The 22,489-nt window shown below is 71.0% G+C and carries 18 protein-coding genes; 14 read left to right on the forward strand and 4 right to left on the reverse strand.

Annotated features, from left to right (window positions below):
* Window positions 1-1,449, forward strand: coding sequence for an ATP-binding protein (locus ACX27O_RS15875; RefSeq protein ID WP_210860397.1), 1,449 nt, complete (start codon window positions 1-3; stop codon window positions 1,447-1,449).
* 85 nt (window positions 1,450-1,534) lie between these two features.
* Here ACX27O_RS15875 and ACX27O_RS15880 read toward each other — a convergent pair whose 3' ends face one another.
* Window positions 1,535-1,876 carry a hypothetical protein gene (locus ACX27O_RS15880; protein ID WP_030329771.1) on the reverse strand — a complete coding sequence of 114 codons (342 nt, stop codon included), beginning with the start codon at window positions 1,874-1,876 and terminating at the stop codon, window positions 1,535-1,537.
* 289 nt (window positions 1,877-2,165) lie between these two features.
* Between ACX27O_RS15880 and ACX27O_RS15885 the strand changes: the two genes are divergently transcribed.
* Window positions 2,166-3,773, forward strand: a complete 1,608-nt coding sequence (locus ACX27O_RS15885) for a hypothetical protein (protein WP_458939676.1) — start codon at window positions 2,166-2,168, stop codon at window positions 3,771-3,773.
* An 85-nt stretch (window positions 3,774-3,858) separates the two neighbouring features.
* On the opposite strand, the gene ACX27O_RS15890 is transcribed toward ACX27O_RS15885, so the two are convergent.
* Entirely contained in the window at window positions 3,859-6,282 is a 2,424-nt protein-coding gene (locus tag ACX27O_RS15890) for a M28 family peptidase (protein WP_458939677.1), read from the reverse strand.
* Window positions 6,283-6,570: 288 nt separating this feature from the next.
* On the opposite strand from ACX27O_RS15890, the gene ACX27O_RS15895 reads away from it, so the two are divergent.
* From ACX27O_RS15895 to ACX27O_RS15925, 7 genes are all read left to right on the forward strand, one after another.
* Window positions 6,571-7,770, forward strand: coding sequence for a PP2C family protein-serine/threonine phosphatase (locus tag ACX27O_RS15895; protein WP_210861350.1), 1,200 nt, complete (start codon window positions 6,571-6,573; stop codon window positions 7,768-7,770).
* The gene (locus ACX27O_RS15900; protein ID WP_309140829.1) at window positions 7,767-9,500 is read left to right on the forward strand and encodes a sensor histidine kinase; all 1,734 of its coding nucleotides are present in this window, start codon (window positions 7,767-7,769) and stop codon (window positions 9,498-9,500) included. Before ACX27O_RS15895 ends, ACX27O_RS15900 begins: the two co-directional genes overlap by 4 nt.
* A complete protein-coding gene (locus ACX27O_RS15905) occupies window positions 9,497-9,949 on the forward strand; it encodes a response regulator (protein ID WP_030329776.1) in 453 nt (150 codons plus the stop codon). The genes ACX27O_RS15900 and ACX27O_RS15905 overlap by 4 nt, the downstream gene beginning before the upstream one ends.
* Complete coding sequence (locus ACX27O_RS15910; RefSeq protein ID WP_400447962.1) at window positions 9,942-10,751, forward strand: inositol monophosphatase family protein; 810 nt, start codon at window positions 9,942-9,944, stop codon at window positions 10,749-10,751. Before ACX27O_RS15905 ends, ACX27O_RS15910 begins: the two co-directional genes overlap by 8 nt.
* 180 nt (window positions 10,752-10,931) lie before the next feature.
* On the forward strand, window positions 10,932-11,948 hold the full coding sequence (locus ACX27O_RS15915; RefSeq protein WP_458939678.1) for a coiled-coil domain-containing protein: 1,017 nt from the start codon (window positions 10,932-10,934) through the stop codon (window positions 11,946-11,948).
* Window positions 11,949-11,984: 36 nt separating this feature from the next.
* The gene (locus ACX27O_RS15920; protein WP_247680190.1) at window positions 11,985-13,547 is read left to right on the forward strand and encodes a fused MFS/spermidine synthase; all 1,563 of its coding nucleotides are present in this window, start codon (window positions 11,985-11,987) and stop codon (window positions 13,545-13,547) included.
* A 70-nt stretch (window positions 13,548-13,617) separates the two neighbouring features.
* A complete protein-coding gene (locus ACX27O_RS15925; RefSeq protein ID WP_210864790.1) occupies window positions 13,618-15,255 on the forward strand; it encodes a serine/threonine-protein kinase in 1,638 nt (545 codons plus the stop codon).
* 60 nt (window positions 15,256-15,315) lie between these two features.
* Here the strand turns inward: ACX27O_RS15925 and ACX27O_RS15930 are convergent, their stop codons facing one another.
* On the reverse strand, window positions 15,316-15,984 hold the full coding sequence (locus ACX27O_RS15930; protein WP_030329781.1) for a potassium channel family protein: 669 nt from the start codon (window positions 15,982-15,984) through the stop codon (window positions 15,316-15,318).
* 17 nt (window positions 15,985-16,001) lie between these two features.
* Entirely contained in the window at window positions 16,002-17,336 is a 1,335-nt protein-coding gene (locus tag ACX27O_RS15935; RefSeq protein WP_458939679.1) for a TrkH family potassium uptake protein, read from the reverse strand.
* A gap of 340 nt (window positions 17,337-17,676) precedes the next feature.
* Here ACX27O_RS15935 and ACX27O_RS15940 point away from each other — a divergent pair, with 340 nt between their 5' ends.
* Genes ACX27O_RS15940 through ACX27O_RS15960 form a run of 5 tightly spaced genes read left to right on the forward strand, consistent with a single transcriptional unit; the run spans window position 17,677 to window position 22,398 of the window.
* Window positions 17,677-18,876 carry a substrate-binding domain-containing protein gene (locus tag ACX27O_RS15940; RefSeq protein WP_030329783.1) on the forward strand — a complete coding sequence of 400 codons (1,200 nt, stop codon included), beginning with the start codon at window positions 17,677-17,679 and terminating at the stop codon, window positions 18,874-18,876.
* Window positions 18,877-18,879: 3 nt separating this feature from the next.
* Window positions 18,880-19,623 (forward strand): ABC transporter ATP-binding protein, encoded by a 744-nt coding sequence (locus tag ACX27O_RS15945; protein WP_030329784.1) that lies wholly within the window; start codon window positions 18,880-18,882, stop codon window positions 19,621-19,623.
* Window positions 19,623-20,402 carry an ABC transporter ATP-binding protein gene (locus ACX27O_RS15950; protein WP_036411002.1) on the forward strand — a complete coding sequence of 260 codons (780 nt, stop codon included), beginning with the start codon at window positions 19,623-19,625 and terminating at the stop codon, window positions 20,400-20,402. The genes ACX27O_RS15945 and ACX27O_RS15950 overlap by 1 nt, the downstream gene beginning before the upstream one ends.
* Window positions 20,402-21,292: a branched-chain amino acid ABC transporter permease gene (locus ACX27O_RS15955; protein WP_210859659.1), complete on the forward strand. Its 891-nt coding sequence runs from the start codon at window positions 20,402-20,404 to the stop codon at window positions 21,290-21,292. The genes ACX27O_RS15950 and ACX27O_RS15955 overlap by 1 nt, the downstream gene beginning before the upstream one ends.
* On the forward strand, window positions 21,289-22,398 hold the full coding sequence (locus tag ACX27O_RS15960) for a branched-chain amino acid ABC transporter permease (protein WP_030329787.1): 1,110 nt from the start codon (window positions 21,289-21,291) through the stop codon (window positions 22,396-22,398). The genes ACX27O_RS15955 and ACX27O_RS15960 overlap by 4 nt, the downstream gene beginning before the upstream one ends.
* Window positions 22,399-22,489: the final 91 nt, after the last annotated feature.

A 22,489-nucleotide genomic window follows, 5' to 3' on the forward strand; every position in this document is an offset into this window, starting at 1 on the left:
ATGTTCATCGGCCGCCGGACGGAACTCGACCTGCTCGGCAAGCAGCTTGATCATGTGAAGCGCACCGGTCAGGGCCGTTCCGTCGCCATCCGTGGTCGCCGCCAGGTGGGCAAGTCGCGGCTGGTGCAGGAGTTGTGCGACAGGGTCGACCTGCCGTACTGCTTCTACACTGCGGTCAAGGGCGCATCGAGCATCGAAGCGGTCGGCTACTTTCTCGGTGCCCTGCGCGACTCGTCGCTGCTCACGTCCAGCGGTCGTGACCTGCTGCCGTCCCAGCCACCGGCCGGTGGCTGGGGAGACATGCTGCGGGTCCTGGCGGGCGTCCTGCCCGATACGCCGAGTGTGGTCGTCCTGGACGAACTGCCCTGGATCTCCGAGCAGGACACGACGTTCGACGGGCACCTTCAGGTCGCCTGGGACCGGCTCATCTCCGGCAAGCCGGTGCTCCTGCTGCTGCTCGGCAGTGATCTGCACATGATGCAGCGGTTCACCGAGTACGACCGCCCGTTCTACGGCAGGGCCACGAACATGGTCCTCGGCCCGTTCAATCCCGCCGAAACCGCCGCGGTGACCGGGTTGAGTGGCGCGGACGCGATCGATGCGCACCTGATCACCGGCGGGTTGCCCGGTGTGGCTCTGGAGTGGTCCCCGGGTACGCCCCCCGCCGATTTCCTGGGTCAGGAGATCTCCAACAAGACGTCGGCGTTGTTCACCGTCCCCGAGCAGTCTCTGGCGTCGGAGTTTCCCGCCCCGGACACTGCCCGACGCATCCTGGAAGCGGTCGGTGGGGCAGGTAGCCGTACGTTCAGCAACATCGCCGCTGCCGCCGGGGACCGCGGCGGCCCGGTCAGCTCCGGCACCCTGTCCCCGCTGCTGCACCGGCTCGTCGAGGAAAAACAGGTCCTCGCCGTCGACAAGCCGCTGTCCACCAAGCCCAGCAAGCTGGCCCAGTACCGGATCGCCGACAGCAATCTGCGCCTGTATCTCGCCATTCTTCGGGATGTGCACCAACTGGTGCTGCGCGACCGGTCAGCGGCCGCCCGCGCCATCCTCGACAGTCGGTGGTCCTCCTGGCGGGGCAACGCCGTCGAGCCGATCATCCGCGATGCGCTCGCCATCAGCGCCGGGGCCGGCGGTTTGCCCTGGACCGACACCTGGGAAGTCGGCGGCTGGTGGAATCGGCAGTCCAACCCGGAAATCGATCTTGTCGGCGCGGACCGCGCCCCGATCGCCTCCCGCATCGCGTTCGCCGGCTCGATCAAGTGGCAGGACGGCCCCTTCGGCCGACGTCATCTCGACGAACTGCGCCGCCATGCCCCGTTGATCCCGGGTTTTCAGCCCGGGGTCAGCGGCCTGGTCGTCGTCAGCCGCTCCGGAGTCGACCTCCCGGCCGAGGCCGTGCACCTGGTGTGGGGGCCGAACGACGTCCTCCAGGCGTGGTCGGCCTGACGCTGTCCAACGGTGGATCGGCACAGGCGGCCGGGGAACGGGCAGGCTGCACCTCGTCTGACCCCGGCACTACAGCAACGGGGGGTCAGAGGCTGGCGGTGAGGAGTGCGCAGGCGAGCAGCGGCAGCGCGGAGAGGGTGCCCACCAGGGCTGACGAGCGGATCCGGGCACGGGAGAGGAGCACCGCGAGCGTCGCCAGGCTGACCAACAGCGCGAGGAACGCCGCCGGCAGGGCCACGTAGAGCCCGAAGAGCAGCGCCCTCGACCGTTCGGAGTCGCACGCCTCGCCGCAGTTCGCCGGAACCGAACCGGAGAGCGTGCTGAGGAACAGACCGAACGACACGACGGCGGCCACGTACCAGCCGGCCAGCACCAGGAACGAGGAGCGCGCGTCGGCGAGGTCGGTGCGGGGCGGAGCCAGCGTCATGGGCGAAGTATCCGCTGTTGTGTGAGCGGGCGAGCGACCTGGGCCAGGCGCGTCGCACCGTCCAGCCGCGCCGTCCAGCCGCACTGCCTCGTTGCTGCGGCCGCTATTCCCTTTTGCCCGATGGGCCCTTCGTCGCGGGACGGCCATTCAATTCAGGCTGCGTTATGCTCCGGCGGTCCAAAACGAGGATCCACGGGGGTCTGGTTTGTTCAGGTGGAATACGGTTGCCTGGCGAATAGCTGCGGCCACTTTTGTCTGTTTTGTTGGTTCTATCGTTCCTGTCGCGACGGTGCCCGCCCAGGCGTCAGCCGCAGCGCTGCCGCAGTTGAAGGCGGCGATCCCGGCCCAAAGTCTCATCCGGGCAGGCCTGTCATCCACGCTGTACCACCTCGACATTCAGCTCGGGCTGGACAAGCGCCAGGCTACGGAGGTGACGACCAGGTCGGACATCAGCGAAATCAAAGACAAGATGACGTTTTCGTTCGACGACGAGGGTTGCGAACGCGCCGGCGATGTCGTTACGTGCCGGGAGTACGCACGGTTCGGGCTGGGTGCCAGCCAGACGGCGAGCGCATTCGGGTACGCCCCACCGCACGGCTCGACTCTGCCCAGCGGCGTTGTCGGCACCGTCCGGACGACCGTCGAGGTCAAGGGTTACGCGCCGGCGAATGTGCAGACCGAGATCATCGCCGTTGACCAGTTGACGGTAGAGCGCGTTGGCATGCCGACCCTGAGCGCTGCGCCGGGTGACACGGTCACCGCCCGCTTCGGGTTCAAAGTTTCCGGCACTGTGCCGGCGCGCGGCGTGGTCCTCGACTTCAGGAACGGCGGTCCGCAACCTGGTGTGCAGGACCTGAGCTCAGGCCTGTGGCCGGCTGAGGCGGTGGACCGCTTCTCCAACTGCTCCTACAACGGCGTCGAGTTGCTCTGGTGCCGTTTCGACCAGGAATTTGCGCCGGGTCGGACCTATGTGGTCCCGGTTCGGGTGAAGGTCAGGGCGGATTCCGGTAAGAAGGTGAGCCTGCTCGCGGGCATCCAGCCGTCGTCGGTCCGCCTGCCGAAGATCGAGGCGGTTCGTGCCGTGGCGCCAACGGAGCTGGGCGTGCCGGGCGGTGGCCCCAAGCTCGTTGTTGATAACGCGCCCGCTGTCACCGAGGCCGCTCCCCAGTTGTTCGAGGCATCGGCTGAGCAGACCATCCAGACCGACAGCAAGCTCGCCTCCGACTACGAGAAGGTGAAGCTGTTCGCCAGTACGGTCTACTACCAGAAGACGGGCGACGTGGCGCCGCTGGAAGTGGGATTCGACAACGGTGGCGAAGCGCTCAGCCGTGACCCGTTGCTGCTTGTCCAAATCCCCTTCCGCACCAAGGCGGTAGCGGTTCCGGACTCGTGCTTTGACATAATTCCGCATATGGACTATGTCGAGCCCGCGCTGACAAATCCGGCACCGCTGGGCCGCGAACAGTATCTGTGCGGCTGGCGTGGGGTCGTCGGCAATGGTCAGCGGCTGAGCCTGAAGTTCTCCCTGCGCGTGGAGTACGACAATGCGTACGGGGGCGAAGTGCGGCGCTATCCGTTCGACTTTTCGGAAAAGTCGAACGTGACGATCAACGTTGTCAAGGGGACGCCGCCCACCCCGTCGCCCTCGGCCTCTGCCACGCCCAGCCCAGGGCCGAGCGGATCGCCACCGGCCACCGCCACTCCGACCCCGAGCGGGTCGGCCTCGGTCCCGGGGGCGGCATTGCCGTCATCGCCCGCGTCGGGTGCCGGTGGCGGCCTGCCCCTGACCGGTCTGCCCCTGGTCACGTTCGGTGCCGTCGGCGTGGGGATGCTGCTGGTCGGGTTCCTCCTGCTGCACTACGGCCGGCGTAAGCGGCTGACCATCCGCAGCGAGTAGCGGCGGACGCGCCGGGAGTCAGGTTCGACCAGCTCTGCTGAGTGACACGGCGGGGGACCGGAGACGGTCCCCCGCCGTCGTCGTTCTAGAACTGGTAGGTGCGGGCGACCGCCAGCATTTCCGAGCTGTGCGACCCGACGACGCCGACGGCCGGCGGCCGGGGCCGGAAGCCGGGCAGCGCGTCCAAGCCGTCGCTGGCGTCCATCGCCCGCAGCGCCACCTGCCCGGCGATCGGCCGCACCGCCAACGTGACCTCGATGCCCTCGGCCGGCGGGGCGTGGAACACCAGCCCGAAGCCCCACTTGCCGTCCCGAGGCTCCACCGGCACCGACCGCCCCGCCACCTCGGCGCGCAGCACCGTGGCGGTCGACGTGTCGACGTGCAGTGTGGCGATCCGGGCGACCCGCTGCGGGGTGAGCCGCAGCCGCAGGGTGCGTACGTTACCGGCGGCGGCGTCGGTCAGCACCAACTCCAGCTTCGGGGCCGGCAGGTTCGCCGCCTGCGCCGGGCCGGCCCGCAGCTCAGCGTCGCCGAGCCCGGGGAAGTCGTCGCCGATGTCGGTCACCCCGTCCACGTAACCGTCGGTCCACGGCTGCGGGTCGCTCTCGTGGCTGAGCCAACGGGCCTGGCCGGTGCCGGCGTCCATGGCGTACATCAGGTGGGTGGGCACCGGGTGGGCGGCGTCGAAGCGGTCCACGGCCAGGCCGACCCCGGCGAGCACCACCGCCGCGACGGCGGCCGCGCCGGCCGGCAGCACCGCGAGCCGCCGGGCCCGCAGCGCGAGCATCCCGCGCTGGCCGCCGGCCTGCGGGTGCAGCAGGTCGACCACCGGCAGGGCGACCAGGCCGAGCAGCACCGCCACCAGCGCGGCCACCCCGCCCATCGCCATTCCCAGCGCGGGGAAGAGCAGCACCACGGTGGGCAGCAGGATGACCACGCCGACGGCCGCGGCGGCCGTCACCGCCACCACCGGCCACGGCCCGGTCTGCCGGGTACGCAGCGCGACCAGCCCGCCGACGGCGCCGGCCAGCGCCGGCAGTGTGGTGAGGTACGCCCCACCCGGCACCGCCACGGCGAGCAGCACCCCGAGCACTGCCAGCCAGGCCAGCCCGCCGACGGCGAGCGCGGCCGGGCCGATCCGGCGGCGGGTCAGCGCGTACCAGGCGAACAGGATGGCGGCGGCGAGCGCCACAACGGCCAGCCGGTACCAGATCGGCCGGTACGGGTCGAGCAGCTCCGCGTACCCCGGTCGGATCGTGGTGATCGCCAGCCAGAGCAGTTGGGCGGCGACCGGCGCGGCGATGATCGGCACCAGGGCCAGCGCGAAGCCGGCGGCCAGCCGGCCGGTGCTGGCCCGGCCGCTGCGGCGGGTCAGCCAGGCCAGGGCGGCCACCGCGACCAGCGCGAGCACTGCCAACGGCAGGGTGAGCGTGCCCGGGTAGCGGACCAGCCCACCGGGGACGGGGAAGTAGGTGGCGTCGTGCCCGGAGCGCAGGTCGGTCAGGTCGACGCCGCCGAACTCCCGGGCCAGGCCCAACGCGTTGTCCCCGTGCTGCTGGAGGCTGCCCCGGTCCAGGGCGGCCGGAGTGTCCAACGGCGTGTGGTAGATCGCCCCGCCGTCGATGTACGCCGAGTTCAGCCCGACGAACTTCTGATCGAGGAAGGCGGTGAAGTCGGTGTCGTTGGGCAGCGCGCGGTAGATCTCCACAGCGAACGAGGTGCCGACCGGGTGGGGTGCGGCCCGGCCGAAGATGTCCACCAGCTTCGCGTTGTTCCGGGACGTCTCGAACATGATCACCGGCCCGGTGGAGCCCCGCGCCTCCAGGTTGAGCACCACCCCACCGTCGGCGGCGAGCGGATGACTGGCGGCGAACGCGGCGGCCCCGCAGAGGCACGCCTCCTCGGCGTCGGTCAGCACGAAGACGATGTCGTTGCGGGGCCGGGGGCCGGTGGTCAGCGCGCGGGCCACCTCCAGGATGGCCGACGTGCCGGCCGCGTCGTCGTTGCCACCCGGCCCGGTCTGCACCGAGTCGTAGTGGGCGACCAGGAAGACCCGACCGGTCGAGTCGGTGCCGGGCAGCCGGGCCACCACGTTGCGGACCCGGGCGACCGTCGCGCCGCCCGCCGCGCCGCTGAGCTGACCGGCCTCCGGCGCCACCGTGTCCTGTACCTCGGTCTCCAGGCCCAGCCCGCGCAGCTGCTGCTCAAGGTGCGCCCGGACCTGCTCGTTGGCGGAGCTGCCGGCGACGTGGGACCGGGCGGCGATCACCTGGACGTCCTCGTACGCCCGGTCGGCGCTGAACGCGTCGGCCGGTGCGTCGGTCGGCCGGGGGGTCGGGGTGCGCAGGTCGAGCAGACTGCCGGCACCGAGCGCGGTCAGCGCGACGAGCGCCGCCGCGGCGGCCACGAGCCGCCGGCGTGGCCGGGTCAGCGCGCGGTCGGCAGGGGGTACGCCCGGAATGGGACGGGGCCGCGTGCCCGTCTCGGCCGGGGTGGTGGATGCGCCCACGGGGACTCCTCGGGGATGGTGGGGCCTGGGGTGGGATCATCCTGCCCGTCGACGGCCGCGGATGGGACGGCCGGTCGCCCGACGTCCACCAACCGCCCGGTTTGTCACGGGGCGGGCAGTGATGCGGCCCATCCCCGCCCGCGCCGCAGGCGTCGTGTTGTGTGCGACCGTTGTCTAATACAGGATCAGCAGGGCACTCGGAAGGAGCCCGACATCACCAGCGAACTCCCGCGTCTCGCGGCGGTGACCCGGCCGCACCGGGGGGCCGGCTTGGCCGGTTCCCCAGTTGTGCCGTACCCGCACGGTGGCCTGGCGCGGCACGCCAACCTGCCGCCGGGTGAGCGGTTGCGGGTGCTGCTGGTGGAGGACGACGAAGGCGACGCCTTCCTGGTCGGTGAGCTGCTTGCCGAGACGAACTCGATGATCGACCTGCTGGTCGCCACCAGCCTCCGGGAGGCCCGGCAGCGGATCGGCGACGTCGACTGCGTCCTGCTCGACCTGGGCCTGCCGGACGCACAGGGCCTGGACGGGTTGCGCCAGCTGCTGGAGATGTCCAGTGGCGCCGCTGTCTGCGTGCTGACCGGCCGCACCGACGAGCACCTGGGCGTGGTGGCGGTCGCCGAGGGCGCACAGGACTACCTGGTCAAGGGCCAGGTCGACGGGGTGCTGCTGACCCGGGCGCTGCGCTACGCCGTGGAGCGTAAGCGCGCCGACGAGAACGCCCGCCGCCTGCGCGAGGTCGAGCTGCGCCAGGCCGAGTCGGCCCGCCTCGAACGTGGCCTGCTGCCCCAGCCGCTGATGACCACCGACCAGGTGGCGGTGCACACCTTCTACCGGCCCGGCCGGCACGCCGCGTTGATCGGCGGGGACTTCTTCGACGTGGTGCAGACGCACCCGGACCGCCTCGACCTGATCGTCGGCGACGTCTGCGGGCACGGGGTGGACGAGGCCGCGCTCGGGGTCGAGCTGCGGGTGGCCTGGCGGGCCCTGGTGCTCGCCCGGGTGCCGGACGACGAGGTGCTGCCCGCCCTGGAGCAGGTGCTGATGAGTGAGCGCCGCCTCCAGGAGATCTTCGCGACGGTGGCCACCGTCAGACTGGATCTGGACGCCAACCGGGCTACCGTCCGACTGGCCGGGCACCCGCCACCGCTGCTGCTCTCCGGCGGTCGGGTCGCCCCGGTGCCCGCCCCCGGCGGCCGGCTGCTGGGCGTACGACCCCGCCGGCCGACCGCCTACGACCTGGAGTTCGACACCGATGACTGGTCTCTGCTGATGTACACCGACGGCCTGATCGAGGGGCGGGTGGATGCCGGCGACGAACGGCTCGACGTGCCCGGCCTCAGCGGGTTGCTGGGCGAGCCGGCGAACCGTTCGGTGTCGCTGCCCGAGTTGCCGGCCTGGCTGGTCGGTCGGGCCGAGCAGCTCAACGGTGGCCCGCTCGCCGACGACGTGGCCATGCTGCTGGTCAGCCGGGGTGGTGGCCGGTGAAGCCGGTTATCGGCGGCTGGAGTCTGCGCCGCCGGGTGATCACCCTGCTCACCGTGGTGGGCCTGCTGCTGATCGGCCTGGCCAGCGCGGAGGCGGCGGTGGCCGCCCGCAACCGCACCCAGATCGACGCCGTGCTGAACCAGACCGGCCCGTTGCGGGTGCAGTCGCAGGAGTTGCTCAACGCGCTGCTCGACCAGGAGACGGCGATCCGGGGGTACGCGGTCAGCGGCGACCCGGCCGACCTGACCCCCTACGAGGAAGGGCTGGATCAGGAGAAGAGTGTGGTCGCCTCGATGCGGACGCTGCTCGACGACTATCCACAGATCGGCCACGAGCTGCGGATGGTCGAGGAGCAGACGGCGCAGTGGCGGCAGTCGGTGGCGGAGCCGGTGATCACCACCACCGAGCAGAGCGGCACCCGCGCCGGCCAGGCGTTGGTCACCGAACAGGCCCGGCAGCAGTTCGACCAGGTGCGGTCGGCGGTGAACGACCTCCAGGAGGAGATCCTGACCGCCCGGGAGCAGGCCGCCGCCAACGTGCGCACCAGCAGCAACGTGCTGGTCGTCCTCCTGATCGTGGCCGCGCTGGTGGTGGTCGTGGCCGGTGCGCTGCTGGTGCTCTCCCTGGACCGCATGGTCATCCGGCCCCTGATCGGGCTGGCCGACCAGGTCCGCGAGGTCGCCGAGGGTGACTACCAGCACGGCATCGCCACCACCGGCCCGCCGGAGTTCGTCCGGCTCGGCGAGGACGTCGACGCGATGCGGCAGAAGATCGCCGCCGACCTGGCCGAGGTCCGGGCCGCCCGCGAGCGCATCGAGTGGGTCAACAGCCAGCTCCAGAAGCAGGCCGAGGAGCTGACCCGGTCCAACCGTGACCTGGAGCAGTTCGCGTACGTGGCGTCCCATGATCTGCAGGAGCCGTTGCGCAAGGTCGCCAGCTTCTGCCAGCTGCTCCAGCGCCGGTACGCCGGGCAGCTCGACGAGCGGGCCGACCAGTACATCGCCTTCGCGGTGGACGGCGCGCAGCGGATGCAGCGCCTGATCAACGACCTGCTCGCGTTCTCCCGGATCGGGCGACTCACCACCGGCTTCGTCGAGGTCGACCTCAACAAGGTGATGGGCGACGTGGCCGGCCAGACCGAGGCCGCCCGGCAGTACGCCGACGCCGAGCTGACCTGGTCCGAGCTGCCGGTGATCTCGGGTGAGGAACCGCTGCTCACCAACCTGCTGGCCAACCTGGTCAGCAACTCGATCAAGTTCCGCCGTCCGGACGTGCCGTCGAAGGTGCACATCTCGGCCCGGTTGGTGGGAGCCGAGTGGGAGATCACCTGTCAGGACAACGGCATCGGGATCGAGCCGGAGTTCGCCGACAAGATCTTCGTGATCTTCCAGCGGCTGCACTCGAAGGACGCGTATCCGGGCACCGGCATCGGGTTGGCGATCGTCAAGAAGATCGTCGAGTACCACGGCGGTCGGGTCTGGGTGGACACCGACGTGCCGGAGGGCACCGCGATCCGGTTCACCCTGCCGGCACTCCCCGAGGACGTCGAGGCGGCCGCCGCAGCCGATGCCGCGGCGCAGCCGAACGCCCTGACCGTGGGCGACTCGACGGCCTCGACCGAGGCTCCGGCAGCGCCGACGGAGCAGGCGGGCGAGGCGGACCAGCCGGACCGGGCCGACGAGGCGACGGAAAGCGGTAGAACGGGTGACATGAGGGAGACGGTGGGATGACCGCGCCGGCGGATGGCAAGAGCCCGATCGAGGTCCTGCTCGTGGAGGACGACCCGGGTGACGTGCTGATGACCCAGGAGGCGTTCGAGGAACACAAGCTGCGCAACCGGCTGACCGTCGTCTCCGACGGGGCCGAGGCGCTCGCCTACCTGCGGCAGGAAGGCCAGTACGCCGACGCGGTGGCGCCCGACCTGATCCTGCTCGACCTCAACCTGCCCCGGCGCGACGGCCGGGAGGTGCTGGAGGAGATCAAGAAGGACGAGACCCTGCGGCGGATCCCGGTGGTGGTGCTCACCACCTCACAGGCCGACGAGGACATCCTGCGCAGCTACCAGCTGCACGCCAACGCCTACGTGACCAAGCCGGTGGACTTCGAGCGCTTCATCTCGGTGGTCCGTCAGATCGACGAGTTCTTCGTCAGCGTGGTCAAGCTGCCGCCGCGTGGCTGACACCCTGCTGGACGACGTCGGCGACCTGCTCTGGGAGGCCGCCGACCAGGTCGTGCTGCCCCTGTTCCGCAAGCTCGACGACGACGACGTGTCGGAGAAGGCGCCCGGCGAGGTGGTCACCGTCGCCGACCGCCGGGCCGAGGAGCTGCTCTCGGCGGGGTTGCGGCGACTGCGGCCGGGCTCGATGGTGGTCGGAGAGGAGGGCGTCGCCGACGACCCGGGGCTGCTGCGGCACCTGCGCGACGGCGGGGACGTCTGGCTGGTCGACCCGGTCGACGGTACTGCCAACTTCGCCGCCGGTCGCCGCCCGTTCGCCCTGATGGTGTCGTTGCTGAGCGACGGTCGGCCGACCGCCGGTTGGATCCTCGACCCGCTCGCCGACACGCTCGCCGCAGGGTGGGCGGACGAGGGCACCCTGCTCAACGGTCGGCCCGTCGACAGCGCTGGCGCGGTGCCGCAGCTCGGCGAGCTGCGCGGGGCGGCGATGACCAAATTCCTGCCGCCGGAGACCCGCGACCGGGTCCGCGCGGGCGGTCAGCGGCTCGGTGAGCTGCTGCCCGGCCTGCACTGCGCCGGTCGGGAGTACCTGGACATCCTCACCGGCGAGCAGCAGTTCGTCCTCTTCTGGCGCACCCTGCCCTGGGATCACGCCCCGGGCACCCTGCTGGTCCGGGCCGCCGGGGGTGTCGCCCGCCGGTTCGACGGCGTCGACTACCACCCCGCCGACGACGGCCGCGGTCTGCTGGTGGCGGCCAACGAGCAGGTCTGGGCCGAGGTGCACGACGCGCTGCTCACCACCTGATCGGCGCGCTGCGCGACCGCCTTGGGACGCTGCGTCGACATCGGGACAGCCCGAGGGTCAGGGGGCTGGTCACCGGCCCGCAGTCCGGTATCGTGACCGGCGGTCTCCGCCAGCAGGCCGCCGACCGGCGTCGCCGTGCAGTGTCAATCGGGGGCCGGCGGTCTACGGAAGGACGCTTTCGTGCCCAGGACCAGGCTCAGCCCGCGGCTCGGTCGCCGCGCTCTGTTCGCCCTGCTCGCCGCCGTCGCGCTGGTGCTCGGCGGTGCCGTTGCGCCCGCGTACGCGGAGCCGGGTGAGGGTGGCAGCAAGAAGCTGCAGGACGCGCTGGAGCTGACCGCCCGGGGGCACATCGAGGCGAAGGCCAAACTGGACAATTCCAAGCGTCGCCAGACGGCGCTGAACGGCGAGCTGACGACGCTGGAGGGTCGGCTGGTCGGGCTCAGCGCGCAGGTGGGTGAGGTGGCCGCCCAGTCGTACCGGGTGGGTCGGCTGAGCGCGGTCTCGATGCTGCTCAACACCGCCACGCCGGAGGCGTTCCTGCAACGCGCCGGTGACCTCGACCTGATGGCCCAGCGGGACAGCAAGCGGCTGCGTGACCTCACCGAGGCTCGGCAGCAGGCGCAGCAGGCCAAGGTCGCCATCGACGCCGAGGTCCGCGAGCAGCAGAAGCAGCTCGCAGTGATGGCGAAGAAGAAGAAGGAAGCCGAGGATGCGCTGGCCGAGGTCAGCTCCGGCGGCAGCAACGGTTTCAGCGGTGGCAGCTCCGCCTCGGCGAAGCCCGCGCCGCGCAACTCCGACGGGTCCTGGCCGTCGGAGTCCTGCTCGGTGAAGGACCCGACCACCTCCGGGTGCATCACTCCGCGCACCCTCAACGCGCTCAAGCAGACCCAGGCGGCCGGCTACAAGCGGCACGTCTCCTGCAAGCGCAGCGGCGGCAGCGGCGAGCACCCGAAGGGCAGGGCCTGCGACTTCTCGGCCGCCACGAACGGCTTCGAGGACAAGAACGCGACCGGCGGCGACAAGGCGTACGGGGACAGCCTGGCCGCCTGGCATGTGCGCAACGCCGACCGGCTGGGCGTGCTCTACGTGATCTGGTATCGGCAGATCTGGCATCCCGGCACCGGGTGGCGCTCGTACAGTGGTAGCGGCTCACCGGCGGCGTCCCACACGAACCATGTTCATCTCTCGATGTACTGACCCGAAGCACCAGCTTCGCTGCGTACCATCGCGACGATGAGCTCCCCACCGTCCGACGTAGCGGCCCTGCCAGCGCACCCGGCCCCGCCCGTGCCGACAACCGGCCGGGCGCTGCCCAACGGCCTGGCCGCCTTCCTGGTGTTCTTCTCCAGCGGTGCCGTGCTGGTGCTGGAGACCGTCGCGCTGCGCCTGGTCGGCCCGTACGTCGGGGTGACCCTTCAGGTGACCAGCTCGGTGATCGGCATCGCGTTGGCAGCGATCGCGTACGGGGCGTGGTCCGGCGGTTGGCTCGCCGACCGGCGCAACCCACGAGGTCTGCTGGCGCCGGCGTTGGTGCTGGCCGGCATCGCCACAGCTGTCACCCTGCCCGTCGTCCGGTACGCGGGTGAGGTGCTGCGCGGTGGTGCGGCCAGCGGCATCCTGCTGCTCGTCGCGCTGGCGGTGTTCGTGCCAGCCGCGTTGCTGGCCGCGGTCACCCCGTTGGTGGTGAAACTCCAGCTCGCCGACCTGCGTCGCACCGGCCAGGTGGTCGGTCGGCTCTCCGGGATCGGCACCCTGGGCGGCATCACCGCAACCCTGCTCACCGGGTTCGTGCTGGTCGCCGCCCTGCCCAGCACCGTCATCCTGCTGGCCCTGGCGCTCGCGCTCGGGCTGGTCGGCATCGGCCTCGGCTGGTACCTGCGGCGGCAGGAGCCCACCGAGCTGCCCGGTCCGGCCCGGGCCCGGGCCGCGCTGGCCGTGCTCGGCCTGGTCGGGGCGGGTCTGAGCACCGTGGCACCCAACCCGTGCGACATCGAGACGGCGTACCACTGCGCCCGGGTCACAGCGGACCCGGCCCGGCCCAGCGGGCGGACGTTGCTGCTCAACTCCGCCCAGCACTCGTACGTGGACCTCGCCGACCCGAAGCACCTGGAGTACGCGTACACGAAGTGGATCGGCGCGGTCGCCGACGTCGCCACGCCGGCCGGTCAGCGCCTGGACGCGCTGCACCTGGGCGGCGGTGGCTTCACGGTGCCGCGCTACCTGACCGCCACCCGACCGGGCACCGACAACCTGGTGTTCGAGATCGACGGTGGGCTGGTCGAGCTGGGTGAGCAGGAGCTTGGCGTACGGCCGGGGCCGCAGCTGCGGGCGGTGGTGGGCGACGCCCGGATGCTGGTCGCCGGCGAGCCGACCGACAGTCGTGACCTGGTGGTCGGTGACGCCTTCGGGCACCTGGTGGTGCCCTGGCACCTGGCCACCCGGGAAATGGCCGCCGACGTCCGCCGAGTGACCCGCCCCGGCGGCGTGTACGTGCAGAACGTCATCGACTACCCGCCGCTGCGGTTCATCCGCGCCGAGCTGGCCACGGTGGCCGCCGAGTTCAGGCACGTCGCGTTGATCGCGCCGCCGGAGGCGCTCGCCGAGGAGCAGGGCGCGAACTTCCTCATCGTCGGCTCCGACGCGCCGCTGCCGCTGGAGGCCGTCCGGGCCCGGTTGGACGAGGTGGACCCGAAGGTCAGCCTTCTCAGCGGCGCGGCGTTGACGGACTTCGTCGGTACGGCGATGGTGTTGACCGACGACTACGCCCCGGTGGACCAACTGCTGGCCACCGCCTGAACGGGTGACATCCTGACCGATTCCGATCGTCCAGGTGTAGGTGGGGCGTTCCTGGGCAACAACGCTCACCATGGGTGGTGGGGACCGGAACGGCGCGCAGCTGCTCGATGAGCGGTACCGGCTGATCGAGCAGCTCGGCGCGGGCGGGATGTCGGTGGTCTGGCGTGGCTACGACGAGGTGCTCGGCCGCCAGGTCGCGGTGAAGGTGCTGGCCTCCCGGCTGGCCAGCGACCGGGCGTTCCGCCACCGCATCCGGATCGAGGCGCAGGCCGCCGCGCGGCTCTGTCACCCCAACATCACGAACGTGTACGACTACGGCGAGTCCCAGCAGGTCGGGCTGACCGTGCCTTACGTCGTGATGGAGCTGGTCGACGGCGGTTCGCTGGCCACCCGGTTGGGCCGGGAGAGCCGGCTGCCGTGGCGGGAGGCGGTGACCATCGGCGCCGAGGTCAGCTCGGCGCTGGCCACCGCGCACGCCCGCGGTGTGGTGCACCGCGACGTGACCCCGGGCAACGTCATGCTCACCTCGACCGGGGTGAAGGTGGTCGACTTCGGCATCTCCGCGCTCGTCGGGGAGAGCGAGAAGGGCCCGGACGGCGCGCTGTTGGGCACTCCCGCGTACCTCGCCCCGGAACGGCTGGACAACGGCCAGGTCTCCCCGGCCACCGACGTGTACGCCGTGGGGCTGCTGCTCTACCGGATGCTCACCGGCCGGCTGCCGTGGCAGGCCAGCACCACCACCCAGATGCTGCGCGCCCACATGTACAACGACCCGGACCCGATGCCCCCGGTGCCGGGCCTGCCGGACGAGGTGACCGACCTGGTCCGGCGGTGCCTGGCCAAGCAGCCCGGTGACCGCCCGCCGACCGCCGAGCTGGCCCGGACCCTCGCCGAGTCGGCCGGGATGCTCGCGGCGGTGCCGGTCTCGCCGGCCGCCGGAACGGTGGACCCGGAGACGCTGGCCAGCGCGGGCACCACGATCCTGCCCTGGTCCGCGGCGACCGACGCGTTGCCGTTGTCGCGGACCCGCAACCGGGCCCGGCGGGGGCACCGGCGTCGTCGGCGGGTGGAGGCCGGGGTGGCCGCCGTCGGGCTGATCGCGGTCACCGGGGCGATGTGGGGGTTCACCTCGCGCAGCCCGGCCAGTGGTGGGGACCGGCCGACCACCGAGGCGCGGATGGGTCTGCCGACGACGGTGCCCTGCGAGGTGGCGTACGCGCTGCGCAGCGACTCCGGCAAGGACTTCGCCGCCGAGCTGACCCTGACCAACAGTGGCAAGCAGGAGCTGCGGGACTGGACGATGAGCTTCACGTTCCCCGGCCAGCAGACGGTGACGAAGGCGGATCCGACGCCGGTGCAGCAGCAGGGGAGGACCGTGCTGATCCGACCGGCGGCGCAGCGCACCACGCTGGCGCCCGGCGCCGCCGAGAAGCTCACCCTCACCGGGAAGTACAGCGGCGCGAATCCGCTGCCTGTCGAGTTCCGGCTCGGTGACACGACCTGTGGGGTGCGTGTCTCCGGGGTGGCCGGCAGCATGCCCGTCACCGTCGCGCCGACCAAGGCGGCCACCACGGCGAAGGCTCCGCCGAAGAAGACGACGGTACGCAGCGGTGGCGGTTCGGGCGGCGGCGCGACGAAGGCGAAGCCGCCGAAGGCTCCCGCGAAGCCGGGCAAGGGGAAGGGCGGGGGTGGTCCGGGAAAAGGCTGAAGGACCCCGGTGGCCACCCGGTGAAGGTCACCAAGGGCCACGGCCGCGACACCTGACCGGTCAGCGCAGCCCCGCGAACCGCTGCACCTGGTCGATTCCGCCCTCGACGATGAGCACCCCGCCCTGCGGAAGCGTGGTGTCGTCGGAGGTGTACCGGAAGCGTTCGCCCGGCAGCTTGGCGCCGACCACGCGTATCCCGTAGCGCTCCTCCGGTCTCAGGTCGATCAGGGTGCGCCCGACCAGGGATTCGGGCACCCGGACGGTGGCGATCGCGAAGTCGTCGTCGAACTCGATGAAGTCGAGCAACCGGCTCACGATCAGGTGGGCGACCCGGTCCCCGGTCTCGGCCTCCGGGAAGATCACGTGGTGCGCGCCCACCGACGCCAGGATCTTGGCGTGCTTCTGCGAGGTGGCTCGGGCCCAGATCTGCGGCACACCCAGCTCGACCAGCGCCAACACGGTGAGCACGCTCGCCTCCACCGAGGCCCCGATGGCCACCACGGCCCGTCCGAAACCGGTGATGCCCAGCTGCCGCAGCGCACCGTCCTCGGTCGAGTCTGCCTGAACCACCCGGTCGAGCTGCGCCGACCAGCGCTGCACCTTCTCCGGGCTGCGGTCGATGGCCAACACCTCACGGTTCATCCGGCTCAGCGACCCGGCCAGGTGGCAACCGAACCGACCCAGCCCGATCACCACGATGCCGCCGTTGTCCGCCTGTCTAGCCGACACCTCGGACCTCCCGCCTGCTAGCCGACAATTGGTTGCTCCTGTGGATAGCGGTAGAGCCGGCGTCGGGTGTTCAGGGCGATCGCCGACCCCAGGGTGAGCGTCCCGACCCGGCCGATGAACATCAGCACTGTCAGCACCAGTTGGCCACCGGCCGGCAGGTCGGCCGCCAGGCCGGTGGTCAGGCCGGTGGTGCTGAACGCGCTGGTGACCTCGAACAGGGCCGAGACGAAGCGGACGCCCTCGGTGAGCAGCAGCAACAGCATGGTTCCGGCCGTCACCAACGCGACACTGAGCAGCGCCACCGTGACCGCCTGCCGTTGGCTCGCGGTGGCCACCCGCCGGTGCCCGATCGTCACGTCGGGCTCCCCCCGCAGTTCCGCCCAGATGGTGAACGCCAGCAGGAAGAACGTGGAGACCTTGATGCCTCCGGCCGTGCTGGCGCTGCCGCCGCCGATGAACATCAACACGATCAGTAGCGGATAGCTCTCCTCCTGGAGGGCGGCGATGTCCAGGACGCTGAAGCCGCCGGTGCGGCTCAGCGCGATCTGGGTGAACGACGCCAGGACCTTGCCGGCCGCGTCGTACTGGCCGATCGTGTCCGTGTTGGTCCACTCGGCGGCGAGCAGGCCCGCGAAGCCGACCAGCAGCAGCACCACGCTGCCCCAGATGGTCAACTTCGTCGCCACCGCCCAGCGCGCCGGCTGCCGCCACTCGCGGACCGCCTCGAACAGCGCGGGAAACCCGAGACCGCCGATGATCGCGCCGAGCGCCAGGGGTAGCGACACCCACGGGTCACGGCTGAAGGCCAGCAGGCCGTCGGTGTAGAGCGCGAAGCCACCATTGTTGAACGCCTGCACGGAGTGGAAGACACCCGACCAGAGGGCCTGCCCGAACGAGTAGTCGTAGGCCAGCCAGAGCCGACCGGTGACCAGCACGGTCATCACCGCCTCGCAGGCGAAGACGGTCAGCGCGATCCGGCGGAGCAACCGGCCCACCTCGGCGATGCCGAACTCCGCCGTCTCGGCCTGCACCAGCAACCGGTTGCGCAGCCCGAGTTGACGGGAGACCACCAGGATGACCAGCGCCGCGACGGTGAGGATGCCGAGGCCGCCGAGCTGGGTGAGCAGGGTGATCACCACCAGGCCCCAGCCGGACCAGTAGTTCGGCGTGTCGGTGATCGCCATGCCGGTGACCGACACGGCCGAGGTGGCGGTGAAGAGCGCCGTGACCACTGGCGCGTGCTGGTGCTCGACTGTTGCCCAGCGGGCCATGAGCAACCCGGTCCCGAACAGGATCGGCACCAGGAACGCGAACGGCACCAGCCGCACGGGATTGCGGAGAAACCGGCGCACCAGACAATCTTCCTGTCCGCCCACGTCTCTGGAGCGGGAACGGGCATTCCGGAGATTCACCTGCCCCCGCCGACGCCGCCCGCCCGGCACGAACCACGACGGGCCCGGCGGCGGCCGAATGGGGCGAATGGCGCGGGGCGACACACGGTTCGGGTGGTCCGTGGAGGTTCGGGCCATCGAGGACGTGGGCTCCCGGCTGGTAGTGCGGGCCGTTGTAACCCTTGGCCACCTCATTCCTGTTACTTGTGTGTTTCCGCCACATAGCTCGTGGGTGACGTCACTTCTAGCGTGGGCCGTCACAAAGAAGTTCTCTCCCTCCGAGTCCTCATGTGGAGTCGCAATGACGGTCCGGACGACGCGGCGGGTGTTCCTCTCCGCCGCCACGATGATGGCCGCGGCGTTGGCCGCCACGGCCTGTGGCAGCCCGCAGGACACCGCCACCGGCGGCGGCGACAGTGCCGCGCCGGTCAAGGTCGGCCTGGTGTACTCCCAGTCGGGAGCCCTGGCCAGCTACGGAAAGCAGTACATCGAGGGGTTCAAGGCGGGGCTGGACTTCGCCACCGAGGGCACCGGCAAGGTCGGTGACCGGAAGATCGAGGTGACCGAGGTCGACGACGCGGGAGACCCCGCCAAGGCGGTCTCCGCGGCAAAGGACCTGATCGGCAAGGGCACGAAGATCATCGCCGGTTCCACCGCCTCCGGCGTGGCGCTCCAGGTCGCGCCGATCGCGGCGCAGAACAAGGTTCTGTTCATCTCCGGCCCGGCCGCCACCGACGCGGTGACCGGTGCGAACAAGTACACGTTCCGCTCCGGCCGGCAGTCCTACCAGGACGTGGTGACCGCCAAGTCGTTCATCGGCGACCCGACCGGCAAGAAGGTGGTGGTCTTCGCCCAGGACGGCGCGTTCGGCGACGCCAACGAGGCGGCCGTCAAGGCCGTCATCGGTAGCGCCGGTGCCACAGTGAGCAGCGTCCGGGCCCCGGCCAGCGCCACCGAGTTCACCCCGTTCGCCAGCCAGATCAAGGCGGCCAAGCCCGACCTGCTCTTCGTCGCCTGGGCCGGCACCACCGCCCCGGCCATGTGGCAGACCCTCGACCAGCAGGGCGTGCTCTCGTCCACCACTGTCGTCACCGGCCTGGACATCCGCGCCTCGTGGCCGACCTTCGGCGCCGCCGGCGCGAAGATCTCCTTCCTGTCGCACTACTTCGACGGCGCCAGCGACACCGAGGCCAGCAAGGCGCTCAAGGCCAAGGTGAACACCATCGACCTGTTCCACCCGGACGGTTTCGCCGCCGCCCAGATGGTGGTCCGCGCGGCGCAGGAGGGCGGGGACGACGTCGACAAGATGGTCACCGCGCTGGAGGGCTGGAGCTTCGACGGGGTCAAGGGCAAGATGACCATCCGCGCCGCCGACCACGCTCTGCTCCAGCCGATGTTCCAGGCCAAGCTCACCGGCAGCGGCACCGACTTCACGGCGACCGCGCAGAAGAGCCTCACCGGTGACGAGTCGGCGCCGCCGGCCGTGGCGATGAAGGGCTGACCCATGCTCGCCACCCGTGGTCTGACCTGGCGGATCGGTGAGGTCGCCATCGTCGACAGCGTCTACCTCGACCTCGCGCCCGGGGAGTTCCTGGGCGTGATCGGGCCGAACGGCGCCGGCAAAACCTCACTGTTCAACCTGATCACCGGCCTGCGTCGGGCCACGGAGGGCCGGGTCACCCTGGACGGGCAGGACATCGGCGCGCTCGCGCCGCACCGGCGGGCCCGCCTCGGCCTGGGTCGTACCTTCCAGGCGTCCTCGGTCTTCGGCTCGCTGAGCGTGCGGGAGAACGTCAGGCTCGCCGTGCAGGCGCACCGCGGGGGTTCGATGGCACTGTGGCGGCGGGCGGCGGCCGACCGGGAGGTTGCCGCCGCCGCCGACGCGGCGCTCGACCGGGTCGGCCTCGCCCACCGGGGTACGGCCCTCGCCGGCACCCTGGCCCATGGTGAGAAGCGCAAGTTGGAGATCGCCCTGCTGCTCGCCGGTGAACCCCGGGTGATGCTGCTGGACGAGCCGATGGCCGGGGTCAGCGCCGAGGACGTGCCCGAACTGGTCGCCGTCATCAAGTCGTTGACCGGCGACGGCGGCCGGGCGGTGCTGATGGTCGAGCACCACATGGACGTCATCCTGGAGTTGGCCGACCGCATCGCCGTCATGCACCACGGCGCGCTGCTTGCCTGCGACACCCCGGAGACGGTGATGGCCAACCCCACTGTGCAAGAGGCCTACCTGGGGGAGTCGCTCTAATGGAACCCGTTCTCAGTGTGGAGGACCTGTCGGTCCGAATCTCCGGGCTGCACATCCTCCAGGGGGTGTCCTTCACTGTCGCCCCGACCGGCGTGACCGTCCTGCTCGGCCGCAACGGCGTCGGCAAGACCACCACGCTGCGCGCGATCGTCGGCCTCACCCCACCCACCGGGGAGGTGCGCGGCACCATCCGGATGGGTGCGCAGAGCCTGCTGGCCCGGCCCACGCACCGGCTGGTCCGCGGTGGGCTCGGCTACGTGCCCGAGGACCGCTGCGTGTTCGCCGGCCTCACCGTCGCCGAGAACCTGCGGCTCGCTGAGCGGCGCGGCACCACCCCGGCGTACGACAAGGTTTTCGCGCTCTTCCCGGAGCTGGACCGGCGCGGACGGCAACGGGCCGGTTCGCTCTCCGGAGGGCAGCAGCAGATGCTCGCCATCGGCCGGGTGCTGCTCAACGACAACCGGCTGCTGCTCGTCGACGAGCCGACCAAGGGGTTGGCCCCGAAGGTGGTGACCGAGGTGGCCGAGGTGTTGGAACGGGTCGCTGAGTCGGTGCCGGTGCTGCTCGTCGAGCAGAACCTGGCAGTGGTCCGTCGACTGGCCCGCGACGCGGTGGTGTTGGCCGCCGGAAAGGTCGCCTGGACCGGCGACGCCCACGAGCTGCTGTTGGAGACCGCGTTGACGAAGTCGTTGCTCGGTGTCGGCTCGGCGGAGGTGTCCACGCCGAGCGCGAGGAGTGAGCTTGCGAGCCCCGCAGTCGCGAGGAAGGACCAGCTCTGATGGGGACCGTGATCCTGTTGACGTTGACCGGGCTGGGCCTGGCGGCGCTGTACTTCCTGGTCGCCTCCGGTCTGTCCCTGGTCTTCGGCCTGGCCGACGTGTTGAACTTCGCGCACGGGCTGTTCCTCGGTGTGGGCGCGTACGGCACCTGGTGGGCGGCGGGCAACCTGCCGGGCGCCGGCCCGGACGGGTTCGGCTTCGTGTTCGCTGTCGCCTTCGGGGTGGCCGCCGGCACGCTGGTGGCGATCCTGGTCGAGCTGGTGCTGATCCGCCCGTTGTACTCCCGCACCATCGAGCAGGTGCTGGTCACCGTCGGCCTGTCCCTGGCCGGGGTGGCGTTGTTGCAGGCCACCTGGGGTGCCGACGCCCGGCCGTTCCCACGTCCGGACTGGACCCGGCAGGTGACCGGGATCCTCGGCGCGCAGGTGCCCAACGGTGGCCTGCTGCTGATCATCGCGGCGGTGCTGGTGCTCGGTGCGATCCTGGCGTTCCTGCGCTGGACCCGGTACGGCCTGGTGATCAGGGCCGGGGTGGAGAACCGGGAGATGGTCACCGCGCTGGGCATCGACGTCCGCAAGGCGTTCACGCTGGTCTTCGCGATCGGTGGGGCGGCGGCGGCGCTCGCCGGCGCGCTCGGCGGGGTCTACTTCGGCACCGTGTCGCCCGGGCAGGGCGGCTCACTGCTGATCTTCGCGTTCATCGTGGTGGTGATCGGCGGGATGGGCTCGGTGGTCGGCTCCGCGTACGCGGCGGTCGTGGTCGGGCTGGTGCAGCAGTTCGTCAACTACTACGGCACGTCCGGGCTGGGCGACATCTGCGTGGTCGGGCTGCTGGCCGTCGTGCTGCTGCTCCGCCCACAGGGCATCGCCGGAAAGGTGGCAACGGCATGACGGTGATCGACGCGCCTCGGGCGCAGGTGCCCGACGAACTGAGTCCGCAGCGGGGGCGGTGGCACCGGGTCCGGCCGTTCCTGCCGCTGGTAGCGCTGGTGGTGCTGGCCATCCTGCCGTACTCGACGATCTCCCTGCCCGGCATCTTCGAGGGGCCGGTCAACTCGCCGGGCACCCTGCAACTGCTCGCCATCTGCCTGATCTTCGGCGGGTTGGCGGCCGGGTACGACCTGCTCTTCGGCCGCACCGGGATGCTCTCCTTCGGGCACGCGCTCTACTTCGCGGCCGGCGTCTACGGCACCGACATTCTCGTCACCCGGGCCGGTCTGCCGCTGTGGCAGGCGGCGTTGCTGACGATCACCGGCGGCACCATCCTCGCCGCGCTGCTCGGCGCGGTGGCGCTGCGGACCGTGGGCATCGCGTTCGCCATGGTCACCCTCGCGTTCGCCCAGGTCGGGGCCATCCTGGTGGCCCGCGACTTCGGTGGGCTGACCGGCGGCGAGGAGGGCCTGCCGCTGGACGTGTCCGGGTTGCCCGCCGGGCTGGTGGGGGTGACCAACACGGTCAATCTGTACTGGCTGGCACTGGCGTACCTGACGCTTGTGGTCTTCGTGGTGCACCGGGTGAGCGGGTCGCCGACCGGGCGGGTGCTCGCCGGGCTGCGCGACGACGAGCGGCGGATCGGTGTGCTCGGGCTGGACCCGTACCGCTACAAGCTGGTGGCGTTCACCCTGGCCGGCGGCTTGGCGTCGGCGGGCGGGGTGGTCTACGTCCTGATCGTCGGCGGCGCGTCGCCGCACATCACGTCGTCCGAGCTGACCCTGTCGCTGCTGGTGATGGTGGTGCTCGGCGGGCCGGGCACCCGGTGGGGGCCGGTGCTCGGCGGTGTCCTCTACATGTACCTGGACCACCGTCTCACCGCCTTCGGCACCAGCGACGCGGTGGACAACCTGCCGGCCGTTCTCAGCCGTCCGTTGAGTCAGCCGCTCTTCGTCCTGGGCACGGTCTTCATCCTGGCCGTCTACTTCTTCCCCGGCGGCATAACCAGCCTGGCCCCCCGCCTGTCCCACCTCACCCGCTCCCTCCGCCCCCGCTCCCCCCGCTAACCCCACCCCCTGCTCGTCGATCATGAAGTTGTGGCCATGACACGCCGTGGCGGATGGCGATAACTTCATGATCGACGAGGTGCTGCGGATG

Source organism: Micromonospora sp. SD19, assembly GCF_054462275.1.